The following is a 20,796-nucleotide window of genomic DNA, read 5'->3' as shown; positions in this document are numbered from 1 at the left end:
TCCAGTTCAAGCGAGCAAGATCCAGCAGGAGAGCTTAAGCCTCGTCCGTTCCGGCGAGATCCGACGCGGAGGATTGGGCAACAGCCTCCTCGGCGCGTTTGCGCTCGACGAGTCGGGCGGCGTAGATGGAAATCTCGTAGAGAAGGATAGTCGGCAGCGCAAGACCGATCTGGGAAAGCGGGTCCGGCGGGGTGAGGACAGCCGCAACGACGAAGGCAATGACAATCGCGAACTTGCGCTTGTCCTTCAGCCACTGGCTGGACAGGATGCCGACGCGCGCGAGCAGCGTCGTCACCACCGGCAGTTGGAAGACAAGGCCGAAGGAGAGCACCAGCGTCATAATGAGGCTGAGATATTCCGACACCCGCGGCAGGAGCGAGATTGCCATCTCACCTTCTTCTGGTGCCTGCTGCATGGCAAGGAAAAACCACATCACCATGGGCGTGAAGAAGAAGTAGACGAGTGCTGCCCCCATCAGGAAAAGGATCGGCGACGCGATCAGGAAGGGCAGGAATGCGGCGCGCTCATTCTTGTAGAGGCCCGGTGCCACGAACTTGTAGAGCTGAGAAGCTATCACCGGGAAAGCGATCACAATTGCGCCAAACATCGCGACCTTCACCTGCGTGAAGAAGAACTCCTGCGGCGCGGTGTAAATGAGTTCGGACTTACTCACGTCCATGTCCGCCCAGATCACTGCCCACCTGTAGGGCACGACCAGAAAGTTGAAGAGATCCTTGGCGAAGAAGAAGCAGACGATGAAGGCCACGAAGAAGGCGCCGAGCGACCATATCAGTCTCCGGCGAAGCTCGATCAGATGCTCGATCAGCGGCTGCGGCTTGTCGTCGATGTCACCGCTCATGCATCATCCTTTGGGGTATCGGCTTTGTTCGCGGCGCGCTTGCGCGGAGCGGGTTTCTCTGCCGGTGCAGCAGTCTTTGCAGCAGCGGGAGCGCGTGTCCGCTTCGGCTTGGCCGCATCAGCCGCCATGCCATCTGCCGGTGCCGCCCTGGCCTTTGCCGGCTTGCTGCGCGCTGGCTTGGCTGCCGTGTCTGGTGCCGCTGCGGGCGTTGCCGGCGCCTCAAACAGCACCGGCGGCGTCGATGGCAAGGTCATCGCGGGTTGCGGGACGGATACGGCGGCAGGCTGCACTGCTGGAACCTTCCCTTCAACCGCCTTCTGCGCCTCCAGATCCGGCTTCTCGGCTTGCGTCGCGGCAGTCTCCAGCTTCTGAGGTTCCGATGGTTTCTCGACGCGCGTCGACTTCTCCAGGTCCGTCCGGATCTCGTTGCCCATCTGTCGCAGCGGATTGATCGCATCGCGCAGGGCGTTGGACGGATTGAGCTTCTGCACGTCGGCGATCGTCTTTCGGACGTCGTCCATCTCGCTCTCGCGTAGTGCCTCGTCGAACTGGGAGCGGAACTCTCCCGCGATCTTGCGCAGGTTGGCCGTCATCTTCCCGAATGCACGCAGCATCGGGGGTAGATCCTTCGGCCCGACCACCACGATGAGAATGATCCCGATGACGAGAAGCTCGGTCCAGCCGATATCAAGCATTCAAGAAGGCTCCTGGAACCCCAACCCGGACATCAGGTCCGGGTGGTTTCCTTGCTGTCCTCGGGCTTGTGCTCGACCGTCTTGGCCGTCTCGGGAGTGTCGTCCTCGCTGATGCCCTTCTTGAAGCTCTTGATGCCTTTGGCAACGTCGCCCATCAGCTCCGGAATCTTGCCGCGGCCGAAAAGCACGAGCACGATAACCAGAACGATCAGCCAATGCCAAACACTGAAGGAACCCATAACTCCAACTCCTAATTTCGGATGCGTCCGATGTATGATGTTTAGGCGCCTTTTTCAAACACCAAAATGTCCTGCGGCTGTACGGTCACGGAAACATCCGAAAGGCCGGGAGGCAGGAGATCCGCCCTCACCCGCGCCCGGACCGGCTCCTCGCGTCCAGGAACCGCCAGATCCAGCAGTTCGACCACGCCGAGGAAGCGTCGTGAGCGTATCCTCGCCTGCATCGCACCGCCCTGCGGCATAACGCGCACGTCCGAGAGGCGCACGGCGATGGAGACCTTCGTTCCGTCTGTGAGTCCGGGCACAGGCGCTGGACCGACCGGCGTCTCGACTGCCCCTTGTTGAACCTCGCCTTCGAACTCATTGATCTCTGAAAAGAAGCCGGCGGCGAACAGGTCCCGTGGCTGCCGATATAGTTCATCCGCCCGGCCCACCTGGACGAGCCGTCCGTCGCGAAGAAGGGCGATCCGGTCGGCCATGCGCATGGCCTCTTCCGCATCATGAGTGACGACGATGGCGGTGGCCCGGCTTTCGCGCAGGATCGAGAGCGTGTCGGCGCGCACGGCATCCTTCAGCCGGGAATCAAGGCCGGAGAAAGGCTCGTCCATGAGCAGCACGCCAGGGCGCGGCGCAAGCGCCCGCGCCAGCGCCACGCGCTGCTGCTCGCCGCCGGAAAGCACATGGGGATAAGTCTCCGCATAATGCGCCAGCCCCACCCGCTCGAGTGCAGCCAGCGCCGCAGCAACGGCATCCTTCTTCGGAAGCGCCGTCAGTCCGAAGCGGACATTATCCAGAACCGACATGTGCGGGAACAGCGCGAAATCCTGGAACATGAGGCCGATGCCACGTTTTTCCGGCGGCAGGAAGACCTTCGGGCCCGCCGCCTCACGCCCGTCGATCAGCACCCTTCCCCGGCTCTGCACCTCGATCCCGGCCGCAATCCGCAGGAGGGTCGTCTTGCCCGATCCAGAGGGACCGAGCAGGCAAAGAACCTCACCAGGTTGGGCGGTCAGAGATATGCCGCGAATGGTTTCCTTGCCGTGATAGCTGTGGTGCACCTCTTCGAACGCCAACTGAGATGCGAAGGAGACACCGGTGGTGCGCCGTGTTCTCTCGATCGGTTGTGTCGATTGCAACATCATCATCCGGTTCGAAGCCGGGCCCCTGGCCGGCCCGAGAAAAGATGACGTCATTCCTCCTCTTCACCGCTCGGTGTCAAGAGGCCGAGTTCCTCGAGATCCATTTGTGTGATCGGATCCTCGTCGTCCTGCAGATCATCCACCGCACCTGGAAGCGGGATATGGAAGTTCGGAGGGATACGGCCAGACAGAAGCCCCGCCCCCTTCAGTTCTTCCAACCCCGGGAGGTCGCGCAGTTCCTCGAGGCCGAAATGATCGAGAAAGTCAGGCGTTGTTCCCAAGGTCACTGGGCGACCAGGTGTCCTGCGCCGTCCGCGAAAGCGCACCCAGCCCGCTTCCATCAGCACATCCAGCGTACCTTTGGAAGTCTGGACACCACGGATCTCCTCGATCTCCGCCCGCGTCACCGGCTGGTGATAAGCAATGATCGCCAAGACCTCGAGGGCGGCGCGGGAAAGCTTGCGGGCCTCGGTGTCGTCCTTGCGGATGACGAAGGAAAGGTCGGCGGCGGTCCGGAATGCCCAGCGGTCGCCGGTGCGAATGAGGTTGACCCCACGCCCGGCATAGAACGCGGAAAGCCCCTCCATCAGCGCCGGTATATCCAGGCCAGATGGCAGGCGCTCGGCGAGAAGGGTTTCCGAGACAGGTTCGGCTGAGGCGAACACCAGCGCCTCCGCGATTCGCTCCGCTTCGGCCAGAGAAAAGGTTTCCGTCTTTGCAATGTGCTCTTCGTCGGTCGAAGGATCCTCAGAAGGTGTCAACAGCCGCCTCCCGCGCCGAAGCCAACTTTGACCCACCGCGCATGTAGATCGGCTGGAACGCGCCGTCCTGCCGGATCTCCAGTTTGCCTTCGCGGACCAGTTCCAGCGATGCTGCGAAGGCGCTCGCCGTTGCAGTGACCCGATCGGCCGGCGGCAGATACTCCAGCAGGTAGTGCTGCAGGGCCGTCCAGTCGCTGATCTCACCCAGCATGCGCGTCAGCAGGTCACGCGCGTCGGACAGCGACCAGACCTTCCGCTTCTCAATGGTGACCTGCGTCACCGCCTGGCGCTGGCGCAGGTTGGCATAGGCGGACAGGAGGTCGTAGAGGCTAGCATCGAAGGCCGATTGAACACGATGCGGAATGTGCTCCGGCGCTCCGCGTGCAAAGACGTCACGGCCGAGTCGGTTGCGGTTGACGAGTCGTGTGGCGCTTTCCCGCATTGCTTCGAGGCGCTTCAGCCGGAAGGCAAGTGTCGCAGCCATCTCCTCGCCGCTTGGTCCATCTTGCCCCTTCGACTGCTGGGGGATCAGAAGCTTCGACTTGAGGTAAGCGAGCCAGGCGGCCATGACGAGGTAATCGGCTGCCAGTTCGATGCGCACCCGACGGGCGCTTTCGACGAACTGCAGATATTGCTCGGCCAATGCCAACACCGAGATCTTTGCAAGATCGACCTTCTGCGACCGCGCCAGATGCAGGAGCAGGTCGAGCGGCCCTTCGAAGCCGCCGACATCGATCACCAGCGCCGGTTCGTCCGTCGCCCGCTCGGGCGCTTCCTGCCAGAGCTGGTCCATTGGAATGGCGCCTTTCGCGATGTTTCCTGCCATTCCAACCTCATGCGTGAGATCAGGAGCTTGCCAGAAGCCCCCAGAATTCCTGGCGAAGGCGCTGCTCACTCTCGCCATCGACCGGGCCGAAGGCCGCCTCGACCCGCTCGGCGCGGCGCAGGGCCTCGCCCTGCAGCGGCAGCGCCTCTTCGACCACCGCTTTCATTTCTTCCATCACGCCATTGCAATGCAAGATGATATCGCATCCGCCCCCAGCTATTCGCTTTGCGCGCTCGCGGATGGTACCTTTCAGGGCATTCATGGAGGTGTCGTCCGACATCAGCAGCCCGTCGAAGCCGATATGGCCGCGGATCACCTCCTCGATCACCTTCCGGGACGTCGTCGCCGGCTGATCGGGATCGATTGCGGTGAAGACGATATGGGCGCTCATAGCCATCAACTCGTCCTTCAGCGCCCGGAACGACACAAAATCATGCGCCTCCAGTTCCTCCCGGCTAGCTGTCACCACCGGCAGGTCATGATGGGAATCCGCCATGCCGCGGCCGTGCCCCGGAATATGCTTCATCACTGGCAGCACGCCGCCCGCCTTCAGTCCGTGGGCCGCCGCCTGACCCATGACGGCCACGGTGCCAGGATCAAAGCCATAGGCGCGATCCCCGATCACGTTGCTTGCACCTTCCACCGGAACGTCAAGCACCGGGAGGCAGTCGACATTGATGCCGAGCTTCAACAGGTCAAAGGCATGCAGCCGCGACATCAGCCAGACCGCACGCAGCCCCTTTTCCCGATCCGCACGATAGAGAGCGCCGAGCTCGGCAGCGGACGGATATTTCTCGGCGACCGGCGGGCGAATGCGCTGGACCCGCCCGCCTTCCTGGTCGATCAACACCGGCGCCTCGGGACGGCCGACGGCGTCGCGCATGGCCGCAACGAGATCGGCAATCTGCGTCGGCTCCTGGATGTTTCGGGCAAACAGGATGAAACCCCAGGGGCGCTCATCGCGATAAAGGGCGATTTCATCGGCGTTAAGAACCGTGCCGCTCGCCCCGAGGATCATGGCTTTTGATTCGGACATGGCAGGATGATAGGCGCGGGCTGCTTGAAAGGCGATGCTTCCCCTCTCCGAAACAAGAACGGGGCCTTTCGGCCCCGCTCAGCTGCGTTTTCCGGATCGCTTACTTCGCCACGAGGCAGCTTCCACCCGCGGCACGGTACTTCTCGCATAGAGCAACCGCGTCTGCCTTGCTGCCCGCCGGGATGCGCACGCGATAGAAGGTACCCTTGCCAGCAATTTCCGCTTCTCGGATATCGACCCCGCGCCCGCCAATGACCGATGCGAACTTGGCAGACAGGTTCTTATAGGACTTCTCGGCGTCCGCCGCGGTCGGCAGGGACGCGATCTGGATCACATAGTCCCCGGGGGAAACCGAGGCGACCTGCGTCTGTGCAACCGGGGCGGCCGCCGCGGGTGCGGCCACGGGAGCCGCCGGCGCCACCTGGAGATTGCCTTGATCGCTCACCGATGCCACGACATTGGCGGGCTGCTGGGCAGGACGCGCGGTCGGAACCGGAGCCGCGACTGCAGGCTGTTCGTCTACCGCCTCCGGCTCTGCACCATCGAGACCGGCAATCGTATCGGAGACCGTCGCCGAGGCATCAGCGGAAACAGGCACAATCCCAACCGGCGCTTCTGGAGCGGCCGTCGGCTGCGCGTCGGGGATGGATGCCAGTTCAACGCTCTTAACCGATGCGGCCGGCACCTTCTGCGCACCCGTCGGCATCGCCTCAGGAAGGTTCGGTGCAGGTGCCGCAGCGACCTCCTGCTCCACCAGCGTGCCATCGGGACGAACGATCATCGTCTTCACCCGGCGCGGCATGATGGCGACAGGCTGCTGCGTGCTCCCGGCCGGCGTTGCGGTTTGTTCGCTGTCCGGCATCAGCCGATCTTCGCGATAGGCCTCGCCGCTCATGGCATCGGCGGCATCGGCCGTCTCTTCGCCTTCCAGCGGCAGTTGGTCGGTCATCAGGGTCTTCTGCACCACATCGACAGGCTCTTCGCTCGTCGAAATCAGGGCTTCCTGCTTCGGAGCCTCAGGAACCTGACCCGCAACGCGGTCATAGACCGCCTTGTCCTGGTTCGGCACCGTCTTGCCGCCCGGGTCCTTCGGCAAAACCTTTACCGGGTCGGTGTCGGCTGCGATGACGATGGGTTCCCCGCTCGAGCCGACCGAGCTGTTTTCGCCGCCGAACAAAGCGTAGGCGATCGACCCCCCGGCAACCACGACACCGGCTACGGCAAGTGGGACGGCAAAGGCTGCAATCGAGCGACGTGAACCTTCCGTGAAGCCTGCGAAGGACCGGCCGGCAGCCTGCTCGTATTCGGCTTGCGGCGGAAGTGGAGCCGTCAGGCTGCGACGGAAGTCTTCCTCAAGCGCACGCTCGAAATCGTCGAGATCAAGATCTGCGGAAGGATGAGCAGCCAAAGGCGCAGACTGCTGCTGAAACTGCTCGGGCGCCGCCTTTTCGACCGTCTCGCTCTGATCAGCGGCCTCGGCCACAGCGGGCTGCAACAGCGACGCGAGCTCAGCATCGATGTCATAGTCGTAGTCAGTGCGGAATTCCGGGACCGGCTCCTGGTCTTCGACATGCAGTTCCGGCACATCCAGATCCACCACCGGTTCCGGCTGCTCATCCGTCTCGGCAATCAGTGCCGGATCAAAGGCAAGGCTGCTGCCCTGGTCAGCGGCCACCTCAGCGGCAGCACGCTCGGCTTGACGCGGGGCAGACGGGCTGGCGGCGAATACCGTCTGGGGCTGCGCGGGCGCAGCGACAGGCGCTGGCGCCAGTGCAACCAGGGGCGCCGGTGCAACCGCAGGCGTCGGCACGACGCGCGCGATTGGCGACCACGATGCCGTTACTCGAGTCGGTGCGGCTGGCGCTGGCGCTGCGGCGACTGGCGCCGGCGCGCGCTCTACGACTGCAGCAGGAGCCGGCGCAGGCTCCGCGAAAGACGCAAGATCGTCATCGGCCAGGATGTCGGTGAGATCGAGTTCGAGGTCGTCCATCGCCAGATCGAAGTCGTCGTCCAGCACCGGCTCCACCGGCGCGGCAGGCTTCACTGCGAGTTTGGACGGCAGGCGCGAAACCCCGGAATCGAAGGGTTCTTCCTTGAGCTTGGACGGGAGGTCGAAGCGCGGTTCCGAAATCATCGGCCGCGCCGGCTCCACCCTTCCGGCAGTAGGCGCGTCGAGATCCGCGTCCGCAAGCTCAAGACTGGCCGACTCTTCCCACGACTGATCAATCGGCGACGCAGCTTCGAGTTCTGTCGTCGGCTCTATCGCTTCCGCTGGGGTGGCCACGTCTAGCGGAGAAACAACCGGCGCAACGTCAACTACCGGAGCGGCCAATTCTGGCTCGACCCGTGCCGGCGGCTCCTGACGCGGCTGGGCTGCGCGCGGCTCTTCATTGACAGGATGGAAATTGGCAAGCGGCATGCGAAAGCCGGGCGTATAGATCGGCTTGCGGTCGCCGCGCGGTGCCGCTCCGAAGGTCGGCGCTTCCCCGGAACCGATGGCGAGCTCCAATTCGTCCGAAAGGTCGAGCGATGGTGCCGCGTCAGCGGCCGGTGCGAACTCTTCGGCTGGCGCCACGTCTTCCTGTTCGAAGGAAGTGACGGAGCCGACTTCGGCGTCGGCCAAATCAGGCTCCGGTGCCCACTGCGCCAGATCCTCGCTGACGGAAACTTCCAGCTCAACCGCCTGAGCAACCTGAACCTCAGCCGGATCGACCATGAAAGTCGGCTGCTCGTCAACCCGCGGCGATGATGGGAAAAAGGTCTCGTCGGCGAAGATAGGCTCTTCAGCATATGCCGACACCTCCGGCGCGTCGACCGGCGCCTGCAAGGCTGGCTCGTGGGGCTCCGGCGTCAGATCGGCAACGACCAGCGCATCATGCTCGGACTGGTGCGGACGCGGCGCCTCGTAGCGTTCGAATTCCTGAAGAAGCTCATCCTCCAGGTTGAACGCCGGCTCGCGACGCTCGGCAGCCGGCGGCTTCGGCACAAGACGCTCATCGTATCCGACGATTCGCGCCAGCTCCGCCAACGGGTCGCCATCGGCGAAGAAGTCCGGAGCGTCATCCCGGTTACGCGCAAGGTTATCGTCTGCCATTACCTCGTCCACCCACCTACACTTACTCAGGGCATTGCCAGTGATTTATGGGCAAATGGTGGCGTTGCTATCGCATTTCGTCAGGTGCGGCAGTGCCCGTAATGGCCAATCCCGACTTCAAAACAGAGGCGACAGCGCGCACCAGCCCAAGTCTGGCAATGCTCAATTCTCGGTTCTTATCGTTAACAAAGCGTAATTCAGGCTGATCCTTGCCCTTATTCCAGTGGGCATGGAAGAAGCTTGCCAGATCGTACAGGTAAAATGCGATTCTATGGGGCTCCTGCGACTGTGCCGCCGCCTCGATAACCCGTGGATACTCCGCAAGTTTTGCAATCAGCTGCATCTCGTGGTCGTCGGTGATGCCTTTCACCGTCGTCGCGAGATCGAGTGATTCGATGTCGAGGTCCGGAAAGGCCTCTTTTGCCTGGCGAAACACCGACATGCAGCGAGCATGCGCGTACTGCACGTAGAAGACCGGATTATCCTTTGACTGTTCGGTGACCTTCGCGAAGTCAAAGTCCAGCGGCTCGGAGCTCTTCCGGTAGAGCATCATGAAGCGCACCGAATCCCGGCCGACCTCCTCCACCACGTCGCGCAGCGTCACGAAGTCACCAGAACGCTTCGACATCTTCACGGGCTCGCCGTTGCGGTAGAGCTTGACCAGCTGGCAAAGAAGCACGGTGAGCTTCACGTTGCCGCCGGAGATCGCCCGCGCCAACGCCTCAAGGCGCTTCACGTATCCGCCATGGTCGGCGCCGAGCACATAGATCAGCTCGTCATAGCCGCGATCAAACTTGTCCTTCATGTAAGCGACGTCGGCCGCAAAATAGGTGTAGCTGCCGTCCGACTTGATCAGCGGCCGGTCGATATCGTCGCCAACATCGGTCGAGCGGAAAAGCGTCTGCTCGCGATCTTCCCAGTCTTCCGGCAACTGGCCCTTCGGCGGCGGTAGGGTGCCGCGATAGACATGCCCCTTGAACGTCAGGTCGTTGATGGCCGTGCGGATCCGCTGTGCGCCGTCCGCGTGCAGCTTGCGTTCGGAGAAGAAGACGTCGTGGTGAACGTTGAGCGCTTCCAGATCTTCGCGGATCATCGCCATCATCGCGATGATGGCACGATCCTTGACGAGCGGCATCCACTCCTCTTCCGGCATATTATGCAGCCGCGGACCGAACTCATTGGCGAGCGCCTTGCCGACCGGCACGAGGTAATCACCGGGATAAAGGCCTGAGGGTATCTCGCCGACGTTTTCCCCCAGAGCCTCGCGGTAGCGCAGGAAGACGGAACGGGCCAGGACGTCGATCTGGCTGCCGGCGTCGTTGATGTAGTATTCCTTGGTGACCTCGTAGCCTGCAAACGCGAGCAAGTTGGCAAGCGCGTCACCGACGACGGCGCCGCGGCAATGTCCGACGTGCATTGGGCCTGTCGGATTGGCAGAAACGTACTCGACATTGGTCTTGCGGCCAGTGCCGACGGTCGAGCGGCCGAAGTCCTCGCCTGCTTCGATGATCGCCGCCAGCAGGCGCTGCCAGTATTCCTTGCCAAGCCGAAGATTGATGAAGCCAGGCCCTGCGACAGAAACGTCGACGACGTCGGGTTCTTCCTTGAGGCGCGCCACGATCAGCTCCGCCAAGGCGCGGGGATTCGTGCCGAGCGGCTTTGCCAGAACCATTGCCGCGTTGGTCGCAACGTCGCCATGGCTCGGATCGCGCGGCGGTTCTGCAGTAATGCGGCTGAAGTCGACCTCAGCGCGCTTCTCCCGGATCAGGTCGAGCGTTTCGAGAGCGTTTTCAATTCTTGTCCCGAAGTCGGCGAAGAGGTTCATGTCATCAAATCCCGCTTAAAGCGGATCCTTAAGAGGCCGTTGTTGTTGGGCGGCTGCCTAACGCAAATCGGGAGTCCGGTCAAACAACTCCCCATGTGCGCGAATCGCGTAGGAATCAGTCATCCCGGCGAGGTAATCACCCACATGACGGGCGCGGGCAGGCTGCGACAGTCCCGCCATGTGCTCCACCCAGTAATGGCTGCGCATCAGCGAAGGCTGCTCCAGATAGGCGCCGAAGAGATCGGTGACGATTTTCGCTGCACCTTCACGGATGCGCATGATTTCCGGGTGGCGGTAGATGCGGGAAAACAGCAGTTTCTTGATCTGCCGGTCGGTCTCCGCCATGGCTGCGGAGAAAGTGGCGATCACACGTCCGGCAGCCCGAACATCGGCGCAGGATTGCGGTTTCACCTCCACCAGATTCTGCTGTGCGCATCCGATGACATCCTCGACCATCCGAGTGATCTGCCGGCGCATCATCTCATGGGTGAAACGGCTTGCCTCCAGATGCGGATAACGATCCCGCACGCCCCGCATCAGTCCGGCCAGGAATGGTACGTCTTCCAGCATCTCGAACGTCAAGTAGCCGGCACGCAGTCCGTCATCGATGTCGTGGGTGTTGTAGGCGATGTCGTCAGCAATGGCCGCCACCTGGGCTTCGAGACTAGCGTAGCTTGCAAGCTCCAGGTCGTTGAGCTGGCAGTAGTCCCGGATCGGCTGCGGCACCGGTACCCGCGTCCCTTCCCCCTGTGGTGTCAGCAGCGGGCCATTGTGCTTCACGAGCCCCTCCAGCGTCTCCCAGGTGAGGTTGAGGCCATCGAAGTCGGCATAGCGACGCTCCAGCTTCGTGACGATGCGCAGCGACTGGGCGTTGTGATCGAAGCCGCCATAGGGTTTCAGCACCTCGTCGAGCGCGTCTTCTCCGGTATGACCGAACGGCGTGTGACCGAAATCGTGCACCAGAGCCACGCCTTCGGCGAGATCCTCGTCGAGCTTCAGCGCGCGGGCCAGAGCGCGGGCAATCTGCGCAACTTCTATCGTATGTGTGAGGCGGGTGCGGAAATGGTCGCCATCGGGGCTGATGAAGACCTGGGTCTTGTGCTTGAGCCGGCGGAAGGCGGTGGCATGCACGATGCGGTCGCGATCGCGCTGGAATTCGGAGCGGGTCAGGCTGCCGCCTTCAGGAAAGAGGCGCCCGCGCGAGGTCCAGGGATCGGCCGCGAAGGAAGCCTTTTCGCCGCCGCCATAGCCCAGCGCGTCTTTGTCGATCGTCATCAGTTCCCCTACCTCCTGCTTGCACGGCCATTGACGTGCCATTTAAGCCTTCATACCTATAGTGCAATGCGGCGACAGCCGAGACGAAGAACCTTACCCGAGCCTTGAACTCGGCAGGAGACGGACATGACAACCCCCAATGTCACCCTTTCGGATGCAGCCGCGAAGCGCATCTCCGAGATCGTTGCGAGCGAGGCAGGCAAGCAGGCCCTGCGGGTTTCGGTCGAAGGCGGCGGATGTTCCGGCTTCTCCTACAAGTTTGACCTTGCGGATGCCGCTGCGGACGACGATGTCGTGATCGCAAATGGCGGCGCAAAGGTGCTGATCGACAGCCTTTCGCTGGTCTATATGGAAGGGTCCGAGATCGATTTTGTTGATAACCTGCTCGGCCAGTCCTTCCAGATCAAGAATCCCAATGCTGTCGCCAGCTGCGGCTGCGGCACGAGCTTCTCCATCTGAGCATTGCAGCGAGATCAGACTTTTCAACGGCGCCTCGTTCGCTAAAAGGAACGGGTGAACGAGGAGCTGCACCCCGATGAAGATCGCCACGTGGAACATCAATGGAGTGAAGGCGAGGATTGACAACCTGCGCCAGTGGCTAAGCGATTCCTCGCCCGACATAGTCTGCCTGCAGGAGATCAAGTCGATCGACGACAACTTTCCCCGGCTCGAGATCGAGGCCCTCGGCTATCACGTCGAGACACATGGCCAGAAAGGCTTCAATGGCGTGGCACTCCTCTCGAAGTTTCGCCCCGACGAGGTGATCCGCGGTCTTCCCGAGGGTGACGGGGACGACCAGGCCCGTTATATCGAGGGTGTCTTTTCCGCGGAGGGTGGTGCGATCCGCGTCGCCTCGATCTACCTGCCGAACGGAAACCCTGCAGACGATTTGATAAAATACCCCTACAAGCTTCGCTGGATGGAGCGGCTGCGCCTGCATGCGGAGAGCTGTATGGCGCTGGAGGAGCCTCTGATTCTCGCCGGCGACTACAACGTGATCCCCGAGCCGCACGACTGCTTTGACCCGGCGGCATGGGCGACGGACGCGCTCTTCCTGCCGCAGACCCGCGCCGCCTTCCGGCGGCTCGAGACGCTGGGGCTGACGGAGGCGGTGCGCGCCACCAATGACGCGACAAACCTCTATACCTTCTGGGATTATCAGGCCGGCGCCTGGCAGAAGAACAACGGCATCCGCATCGACCACATGCTGCTGTCGCCGGAAGCGGCAGACCGGCTGCAATCGACCTCGATCGAGAAGCATGTGCGCGGATGGGAGAAGCCGTCCGATCACGTGCCGGTGATGGTCGTCTTCGATTTCGCCACCGCGGCCTGAGGACTAGGTGCCGCGCCGTCTACTCGACGGCGTGCGACAGTTCCTGTGACAGCGCCACCGATACGCGCCGCTCTTCCTCGTTGGCAACGGAGAACGCCTGTTCCTGAAGCTGCTGCATCCAGCCGCAATCCCTCGGGTTGCAGCGATCGAGCGCTGCAGTCAGGAATGCCAGCCCGCGCACCGTCTGTCCCTCTTGGAAGAGCACGTCGCCGAAGACAGCCATTGCCCCGGCATGGCCGCTCTTGCGGGCCTGATTCAGCCATTTCTTGGCCTGGTGGACGTTTTGTGAACCGCCCTCGCCCGCAAGGATCATCTTGGCGAGTTGGAACTGGGCTTCGGCCACGCCAAAGGCGGATGCGGCCTGGAAATAGAGCTGGCGGGCCTGGGAGAGATCCCGCTTGACCGGGCTTCCCGGAATGCCATCGCGGTAATAGCCGGCAAGCGACAGAAGGGCATTGATGAAGAAGCCCGTATCTTCCGAGCCCGGCTCCACGCCCGCCGCCGCGATTTCATTGTAGATCTTGAAGGCTTCGAAATCGTCCTTCGCGACGCCATCGCCATAGGCATACATGTTTGCGAGCGCCCAGCGAGACCCAGTATGGCCCTTTTCCGCGGCATAGCGATAGGCTTCGACGGCATCGTCCTTGTCGCCGTTCTTGTAGGCCTTGAACCCGAACTTGAAGAGGTCGAAGGGGCCGGATTCCCGCGTCACCCCCGAGTTGATGTCGAAGGCTGCGGCAGTGCCGCTCATGATCATCATCGAGGCGAGAGACGCCCCCAGAAACAGTACCCTCATGGATCCCTTGTCGGACATTGTCATCGTTCAAGCTCTTCCAGTCGCTGCGACGCCAGCGCGCGCGCAGGACATGATGTGCACCCGGCGCCGAGCCGGTTGGTTCAGGCCGTCATGGGAAAAAATCATAGCCGCACTTTCCGGCAAGACTGGGACCCGAGGTACCGACACCTTGATCGGCCGCGTCTTCGACCGTCGCGCATATCCCACCTGCGCAACACTCGGCTTTCGCAAGATATTCCCGCCCATGATACTCCAACTCAGGCGCCCCGCCCCCGCGGCCCGCCGCTTTCGCCCCTATCGCTGCTCCCCGTTTGTGGCGGGAAGTGGACAAATTCTCCCCGCCTGCGCTGGCTGAAGACTCTCCCAAAGATGTGTTGCCAAATCGTCACAAGCCGGAAGGGGCAGGCACGAGAAAGCCCGGCTCGGGGCCGGGCTTTATGTTGCTTTCAAGATAGACGACTAGAAGCGTACCTTGACCGAGGTCGAGACGCCGTAGGCGAGATCGTCGTCGAAGTCGTAGCTGGCACGCTGGCCGTAGGTTTCACCGTTAATCGTCTGCAAACTAGAGCTGCCGCCGGTTAAGAGAGCAAGCGCACCGGCAAGCCTGAACTCAACGTTCTCCGTGGGCGAGTAAGCAGCGCCCAAACCCAGAGTCCAAGTGTCGGTCTGCGTACCAAAGCCTTGCGAGGTACCCCTATCCCAGGTCACGCTGACCGCCCCGCTCCACTGCTCCGTAAACTTATGTCCAACGCCACCGGTAACGGTCCAGCCGTCGCGATAACCGAGATCAAGTGAGGTCACGGCGTTGGTGGGAGAGCAAAGTGGGTTGCCCACCGCATTACAGTAGAACCTTACTTTCTGCAGCTGGCTCCAGTCAGCCCATTTCACTGAGCCGAACGCAAGCCAGTCGGGCGCAATGCCCGACTGAAGCTTAAGCTCTACCACATCAGGCATATCTTGAGAACCGTGCACATTGATCGGCGCGGGCAACAGTGGCGTGACCTGGCTTAAGTCCAGCGTGCCCGTGATGTTGTCAAGTTTCACTTCGCTGTTATAGACAAGGCTTACACGCAGCGCGTATTCCGGAATTTCATAAGCAACGCCTGCACGCCAGCCCCAGCCATCAGCCTCAAGATCGAGACGCCCGACGCCACTCAGCCCGCCTCCCAGCGCCGCCGGTAGGCCCTGTGTGTTCTGCACCAAGCGCTCCTGGAACCCGTAGACTTCCTGGTAGAACGCGCCGCCAATGAGCCGTAGCTGGCCGGGTCCTACGTCGAACTTATAAGAACAGGTGCCTGCGTAGTTCCGGCTTTCCACCTTAGTCTCTATGTCTTCATTGGCGCCTGCCCAATTTGCTCCTGGGTTTTTATGTGCTCCCCATGGCTCTGAGTAATCAACCATGCAGTCAAAATCAGGTCCGATAGCGGCCTTTGCACCTATCCGCGGCACCCAATAATTTTCAGACCCATCTGCAGTAGTAGGTCTCCCGGTCAGGTCGCCACCACCAAAGGTTGGGCTAGGCGGCGCAGTTGTCGAAGTAAGATCCAAAGGATCAAATAGCGATGGATCCGTATCCCGCACATTCTTCAGCTCCCGCTGGGGCGCAACAAATGTCACGGCAGACTCAGCCGCAAAGCGCCCCTCATCAAACAGCAGATCGATATTATACCCGCCGCGCTCCAACCCTCCCGCCAGAGCTGTCGATGCCATTGCGCAGCCTGCAGCCAGGGCCAGGATGCCTTTGGAAATAAGCGTCTTTTTCATTCTTCTCCCACCTCCGGGTATGCGATGGCCGCGAGTGTAGAAGCTTCAAGGTAAATGACAACTTTCAGAGGTACGTCTTTCACTTGATGCGATCGGCTCAAGATTGACGTATGTCGGCCTGGAACAACTGCGGATCGGCGTAAAGCCGAACAAAAATTGCTCAGAATTAACAAAGACGGCTCGTTATTCGAAAACATCTTCCAAGGCAACCGAGCCATGTGTCATTGCGGCAACATTGCGTCAACGGATTGACGTCCACGGCAATTGCCTCTTTCCCAGGGCTAAAACAGCAAAAACCCCGCCGCGGAAGCCGCGACGGGGTTTCGTATTTTAACCTGAGACAGATCAGCCAGCTTCGGCGATTCTCTGCGCGGCCGTCCGCAGCGCCGTCAACTGCACTTCGAGCTCGGCATAGCGCTCGCGCTCGGCGGCCACCACCTCCGGATCGGCATTCTGCACGAACTTCTCGTTGTTCAGCTTCTTGGCGACGCGATCCATGTCGGCTTCGGTCTTGCCGATCAGCTTTTCGATGCGCGCCTTCTCTGCCACGAGATCGATCAGGGTGCCGAGCGGCAGGCAAGCGATCGCTTCGCCGACCACGACCTGGGCCGCTCCCTTCGGCGCCGTGTCCGTCGTCTCAATGCTCTCGACGCGCGCCAGCCTGCGGATCGCGGCATCGTGCCGCTTTAGACGGGTGATTGTGATGTCGTTGGCACCAACGACGATCAGCGGCGCGACTGCGGACGGCGGCACGTTCATCTCGGCACGCGTAGAGCGTAGGCCGGACACGAGGTCGACCAGCCAGTTGATCTCGGCGGCAGCCGCGTCGTCGGCGAACTCCGGCGCAGGCCAATCGGCGTGGCAGAGCAGCGCGTCGCGGGCGGCGGTATGAATCCAGAGCTCCTCGGTCATGAACGGCATGAACGGGTGGAGCAGCTTGTATGTCTCCTCCAGCACATAGGCCGCGCAGGCTTGGGCTTCCGCCTTTGCCTTCTCGTCCTCGCCGGAAAAGACCGGCTTCAAGAGCTCCAGATACCAGTCGCAGAACTGGTTCCAGACGAAGCGGTAAAGAGTCCCGGCGGCATCGTTGAAGCGCTGGCTCTCGATTGCGTCGGTCACGTCGCGGATGGCACCGGTCAGCTCCGTCAGGATCCAGCGGTTGATGGTGAGTGTCGTCGTTTCCGGGATGAAGTGCGGATCGCGCTTTACGCCGTTCATCTCCGCGAAGCGGGTCGCGTTCCACAGTTTGGTGCCGAAGTTGCGGTAGCCGGCGATGCGGGCTGGATCGAGCTTCACGTCCCTGCCCTGTGCCGCCATGATCGCCAGCGTGAAGCGCAGCGCATCGGCACCGTATTCGTCGATCAATTCCAGCGGATCGATGACGTTACCCTTCGACTTCGACATCTTCTGGCCGTTCTTGTCGCGAACCAGCGCATGCACATAAACGGCGTGGAAGGGCTCGATGGGATTGCCGTCCTCGTCCTTCATGAAGTGCAGGCCCATCATCATCATGCGGGCGACCCAGAAGAAGATGATGTCGAAGCCGGTTACCAGCACGCTGGTCGGGTAGTACTTCTGCAACTCCTTAGTCTGTTGCGGCCAGCCGAGCGTCGAGAACGGCCAGAGCGCGGAGGAGAACCAAGTATCTAGCACGTCCTCGTCGCGGGTCAGGATCTCACCCGGGCGGAAATTCTCCAGCAGATCCTCGACATAGGCCTTCATCGGCCCTTCATGGGCGATGTAGTGCTGGATCGCCGCATGCAGCGCCTCTTCCTCGGTCTTCTCGACGAAGACCTGACCGTCCGGCCCGTACCAGGCGGGGATCTGGTGGCCCCACCAGAGCTGGCGGGAAATGCACCAGGGCTGGATGTTCTCCATCCACTCGAAATACGTCTTTTCCCAGTTCTTCGGCACGAATTTGGTGCGGCCCTCGCGCACGGCAGCGATCGCCGGTTTTGCCAGGGTCGCGGCATCGACGAACCACTGGTCGGTCAGCATCGGCTCGATGACCACGTTGGAGCGGTCGCCGAACGGCTGCATGATCTTCTTGTTCTCGACATAGGGCACATCGTTACCCTCGGCGTCCTTCATCGTGACGGCAAGCCCTTCGGCGTTGATCGCGTCGATGATGCGCTTCCGCGCTTCATAACGGTCGAGGCCGCGGTATTCGTCCGGCACGAGGTTGATGTCGTCCACTTCCGATTCCGTCGGCAGCTCGCCGGACTTTGCGATCTCCAGCGCCTGGGCGGCGCAGAGTGCGTAGCGTTCGCCGTCCTCGCGCAGGCGGGCTTGCGTGTCCATCAGGCGGTAGAGCGGGATGTTGTTGCGCTTGGCAACCTGATAGTCGTTGAAGTCGTGCGCACCGGTGATCTTCACAGCGCCCGAGCCAAAATCCGGGTCCGGATATTCGTCCGTGATGATCGGGATCAGGCGGCGGTGCTCCTTCGGCCCGACCGGGATCTCGCAGAGTTTACCGACGATCGGCGCATAGCGTTCGTCCGAAGGATGAACGGCAACCGCGCCATCGCCCAGCATCGTTTCCGGACGCGTGGTGGCGATCGCGATATAGTTGCGCTCTTCCTGGAGCACCACGTTGCCGTCGGCGTCCTTTTCCACGTAGGTATAGGTTTCGCCGCCGGCTAGCGGATACTTGAAGTGCCACATGTGGCCGTCGGTCTCGCGGTTCTCTACCTCGATGTCGGAAATCGCCGTCTCGAACTTCGGATCCCAGTTGACGAGGCGCTTTCCGCGATAGATGAGCCCCTGCTTGTAAAGCGTTACGAAAACTTCAAGAACGGCCTGCGATAGACCTTCGTCCATGGTGAAGCGTTCGCGTGACCAGTCGCAGGAGGCGCCGAGGCGCTTCAGCTGGTTGAAGATCAGCCCGCCCGATTCTTCCTTCCATTCCCAGACTTTGTCGATGAAGGCTTCGCGGCCCAGCTCACGGCGTCCCGGCAGCTTTCGCTCGGCAAGCTGGCGCTCGACCACCATCTGCGTCGCAATACCGGCGTGGTCCATGCCGGGCTGCCACAGCACGTCCTTGCCGCGCATGCGCTCGAAGCGCACCATGATGTCCTGCAGCGTGTTGTTCAGCGCATGGCCCATGTGCAGCGAGCCGGTGACATTCGGCGGCGGGATGACGATGGTGAAGGTCTCGGCACCAGGTTCGGCGTTGGCGCCGGCGCGGAAGGCGTCGGCCTCGTCCCAAGCGGCAGCGATTTTCGGTTCGACGGCGGCGGAATCGTAGGTTTTGTCGAGCATTTTCCGACCAATTTTCGAGTTCTTGTTTGGCTTGGGTGTAAATAGGAGCGGTAGAAGCGAGTCAATAAAAAAGCCGCCCCGTCGCCGGAGCGGCCCCAAGAGCAAAAACTTGCCTGCGTCAGCGGCGCGGGCCGCGGGCCACCCGCTCGATCTCCTCGCGTACAAGGCGCTCGACCAGCGTCGGCAGATTGTCGTCGAGCCATTCCTGCAGCATGGGGCGCAGCATCTCCTGGGCCAGATCCTCCAGCGAGCGGTTCTGAACGCCGTCGAAGGCTGCGGCCAATTCGCCGAAGGAGCGGGCCACCTGGGCACCGGCTTCTTGCGACATCAGCATCGCTTCGGTCTTGGCCGGCAGCGCCTGCTGGTCAGGGCGTTCGGCGGGCAGCGGCGCCTCTGCCTGCATGACCTCCGGTGCACGCGGCTCCGGAGCACGCGGAGCCGGGGCCGGCGGCGCTTCGTTCAGCTGCGCCTGCTGCGGGGCTGGTGAGGGCACCGGGCGCTGCGGCTCACGATAGGCCGCCTCGGGCTCCGGCTGGCGTGCGACGGGAGACCTGGCCGGCGCCGCCGCCACGGGGGCGGATGCAGCGACCGGCTCCGGGCGGGCCTCCATGCCAGGCTCCACACGCGGCTCGAACCGCGGCTCCGCCGGGCGATCGGCTGCGGCGCGAACCCGGGCAGCAACGTCGGCCAGCGAGAGGCTGCGCTCCGGCTGCGGCTCGGCGTAAGGCTGGTAGGCTTCAGGCTGGCGCGCTTCGACCAGGCGTGAGGGCTCCACCGGACGGAAGGCTTCGCGCTGCGGCAAGCCGCGATCATTGGCGGCCATCTCGGCGACGATACCCATGTCGTCCTCGTCGATCTCGTCTTCGGCATAGACCGGGGGGAGAGAATGCTGCAGCGAAGTTTCCGCCTGCGGCTCATTGCTCTCGATGATGCGGCGGATCGACGCCAGGATTTCCTCCATCGAGGGTTCACGCGCTACGCTTGGCTGAGCCATTTTCTTCCCCGCAACTATCGACACGAATGGTTCGTGCATCAGAATTCGAATCGGGGACAGTTTAGAGCAGCGTCATGACGGGAAACAATTGCAGCTTCCTCAACAGCTTGGCGAACCCACAGAATTGTTCGACAGTGAGTCCGCCGGGCCACACAGGACCTTTTCCGGCGATCACCGCCGGCCGCTTCAGGATCAGAACACGAAGCTCTTCTCGCGGCGGAAGCCCGGAAGCGGCTTGACGCTAGCGTTGAAGTGGTCGCTCTCGGAAACGAAACCGCGCTCCTTGACCAGACGCTTGGCCTGCGCAGCATTGCCGTAGCCGACGACAGCGATGAGCCGCCCGCCATCGCGCAGCTGCTCGATCAGCGCCGGCGGCACTTCCTCGATTGCGCCGTTGACGAAGATCAGGTCGAACGGCGCTTCGGCCGGACAGCCCTTCTCCATCTCGCCCGGCACCACGGCGACATTGTCATAGCCGAGTGCGGAGAGCTTTTCGATCGCCTGGCCCGACAGCGCCTCATCCGATTCCACCGACACGACGGAGCCGGAAAGCAGCGAAAGAAGCGCCGAGACATAGCCGGTGCCGCAGCCGATCTCGAGCACGAGATCATCCTTGGTGATCTGCGCCAGCTGCAGCAGCTTGGCGAGCGGAGAGGCTTCCATCAGGTAGCGGCCCGCGCCGATCTCCAGGTCGTCGTCGATATAAGCGAGCGGCTTCAGCTTGGCCGACACGAATTCCTCGCGCGGCACGGAAAAGAACGCTTGGAGCACCGAATGGGACGTTACATCCGTCGTGCGGATCTGGTTTTCGACCATCTTGGTCCGTGCGGCTTCGAAATCCATCATCTTGGCTGTCCCGGTTCGACCCTTGTTCAAGCCGTCTTTACTGGCGAGGCGCG

Annotated in this window: 17 protein-coding genes; 2 read left to right on the top strand and 15 right to left on the bottom strand. The window is 62.1% G+C overall.

Going from position 1 to position 20,796, the window contains the following annotated elements; all coding sequences use genetic code 11:
• Positions 1 to 34: 34 nt before the first annotated feature.
• From tatC to MUU54_RS17045, 10 genes are all read right to left on the bottom strand, one after another.
• On the bottom strand, positions 35 to 859 hold the full coding sequence (tatC, locus tag MUU54_RS17090; RefSeq protein WP_247245231.1) for a twin-arginine translocase subunit TatC: 825 nt from the start codon (positions 857 to 859) through the stop codon (positions 35 to 37).
• Entirely contained in the window at positions 856 to 1,554 is a 699-nt protein-coding gene (gene tatB, locus MUU54_RS17085; protein WP_247245230.1) for a Sec-independent protein translocase protein TatB, read from the bottom strand. The genes tatC and tatB overlap by 4 nt, the downstream gene beginning before the upstream one ends.
• Before the next feature lie 32 nt (positions 1,555 to 1,586).
• On the bottom strand, positions 1,587 to 1,793 hold the full coding sequence (locus MUU54_RS17080; RefSeq protein WP_247245229.1) for a twin-arginine translocase TatA/TatE family subunit: 207 nt from the start codon (positions 1,791 to 1,793) through the stop codon (positions 1,587 to 1,589).
• 41 nt (positions 1,794 to 1,834) lie between these two features.
• Positions 1,835 to 2,935, bottom strand: coding sequence for an ABC transporter ATP-binding protein (locus MUU54_RS17075; RefSeq protein WP_247245338.1), 1,101 nt, complete (start codon positions 2,933 to 2,935; stop codon positions 1,835 to 1,837).
• A 47-nt stretch (positions 2,936 to 2,982) separates the two neighbouring features.
• Positions 2,983 to 3,693: an SMC-Scp complex subunit ScpB gene (gene scpB, locus MUU54_RS17070; RefSeq protein WP_376742139.1), complete on the bottom strand. Its 711-nt coding sequence runs from the start codon at positions 3,691 to 3,693 to the stop codon at positions 2,983 to 2,985.
• Positions 3,680 to 4,519 carry a segregation and condensation protein A gene (locus tag MUU54_RS17065; RefSeq protein ID WP_247245228.1) on the bottom strand — a complete coding sequence of 280 codons (840 nt, stop codon included), beginning with the start codon at positions 4,517 to 4,519 and terminating at the stop codon, positions 3,680 to 3,682. The genes scpB and MUU54_RS17065 overlap by 14 nt, the downstream gene beginning before the upstream one ends.
• A 19-nt stretch (positions 4,520 to 4,538) precedes the next feature.
• On the bottom strand, positions 4,539 to 5,555 hold the full coding sequence (gene nagZ / locus MUU54_RS17060) for a beta-N-acetylhexosaminidase (RefSeq protein WP_247245227.1): 1,017 nt from the start codon (positions 5,553 to 5,555) through the stop codon (positions 4,539 to 4,541).
• A gap of 100 nt (positions 5,556 to 5,655) precedes the next feature.
• Positions 5,656 to 8,649, bottom strand: coding sequence for an SPOR domain-containing protein (locus tag MUU54_RS17055; protein ID WP_247245226.1), 2,994 nt, complete (start codon positions 8,647 to 8,649; stop codon positions 5,656 to 5,658).
• A gap of 67 nt (positions 8,650 to 8,716) precedes the next feature.
• On the bottom strand, positions 8,717 to 10,474 hold the full coding sequence (argS, locus tag MUU54_RS17050) for an arginine--tRNA ligase (protein WP_247245225.1): 1,758 nt from the start codon (positions 10,472 to 10,474) through the stop codon (positions 8,717 to 8,719).
• Between the two features lie 57 nt (positions 10,475 to 10,531).
• Entirely contained in the window at positions 10,532 to 11,749 is a 1,218-nt protein-coding gene (locus tag MUU54_RS17045) for a deoxyguanosinetriphosphate triphosphohydrolase (protein WP_247245224.1), read from the bottom strand.
• 126 nt (positions 11,750 to 11,875) lie between these two features.
• Here MUU54_RS17045 and erpA point away from each other — a divergent pair, with 126 nt between their 5' ends.
• Both erpA and xth read left to right on the top strand, forming a co-directional pair.
• Positions 11,876 to 12,208, top strand: coding sequence for an iron-sulfur cluster insertion protein ErpA (gene erpA / locus MUU54_RS17040; protein WP_247245223.1), 333 nt, complete (start codon positions 11,876 to 11,878; stop codon positions 12,206 to 12,208).
• A 76-nt stretch (positions 12,209 to 12,284) separates the two neighbouring features.
• Complete coding sequence (gene xth, locus MUU54_RS17035) at positions 12,285 to 13,082, top strand: exodeoxyribonuclease III (RefSeq protein ID WP_247245222.1); 798 nt, start codon at positions 12,285 to 12,287, stop codon at positions 13,080 to 13,082.
• A 19-nt stretch (positions 13,083 to 13,101) separates the two neighbouring features.
• Here the strand turns inward: xth and exoR are convergent, their stop codons facing one another.
• The 5 genes from exoR to MUU54_RS17010 all read right to left on the bottom strand — a co-directional run bounded on the left by exoR (position 13,102) and on the right by MUU54_RS17010 (position 20,740).
• A complete protein-coding gene (exoR, locus tag MUU54_RS17030) occupies positions 13,102 to 13,902 on the bottom strand; it encodes an exopolysaccharide production regulator ExoR (protein WP_247245221.1) in 801 nt (266 codons plus the stop codon).
• A 435-nt stretch (positions 13,903 to 14,337) separates the two neighbouring features.
• Complete coding sequence (locus tag MUU54_RS17025) at positions 14,338 to 15,642, bottom strand: OmpP1/FadL family transporter (RefSeq protein ID WP_247245220.1); 1,305 nt, start codon at positions 15,640 to 15,642, stop codon at positions 14,338 to 14,340.
• 345 nt (positions 15,643 to 15,987) lie between these two features.
• Positions 15,988 to 18,903, bottom strand: coding sequence for a valine--tRNA ligase (locus MUU54_RS17020; RefSeq protein ID WP_247245219.1), 2,916 nt, complete (start codon positions 18,901 to 18,903; stop codon positions 15,988 to 15,990).
• Between the two features lie 118 nt (positions 18,904 to 19,021).
• Positions 19,022 to 19,897 (bottom strand): PopZ family protein, encoded by an 876-nt coding sequence (locus MUU54_RS17015; protein WP_247245218.1) that lies wholly within the window; start codon positions 19,895 to 19,897, stop codon positions 19,022 to 19,024.
• A 192-nt stretch (positions 19,898 to 20,089) separates the two neighbouring features.
• The gene (locus tag MUU54_RS17010) at positions 20,090 to 20,740 is read right to left on the bottom strand and encodes a protein-L-isoaspartate O-methyltransferase family protein (RefSeq protein WP_247245336.1); all 651 of its coding nucleotides are present in this window, start codon (positions 20,738 to 20,740) and stop codon (positions 20,090 to 20,092) included.
• Positions 20,741 to 20,796: the final 56 nt, after the last annotated feature.

Origin of the sequence: Pseudorhizobium tarimense, from assembly GCF_022968135.1 — a bacterium.
GTDB classification, from domain to species: domain Bacteria; phylum Pseudomonadota; class Alphaproteobacteria; order Rhizobiales; family Rhizobiaceae; genus Neorhizobium; species Neorhizobium tarimense.
This window is presented reverse-complemented; position numbering and strand designations above follow the sequence as displayed.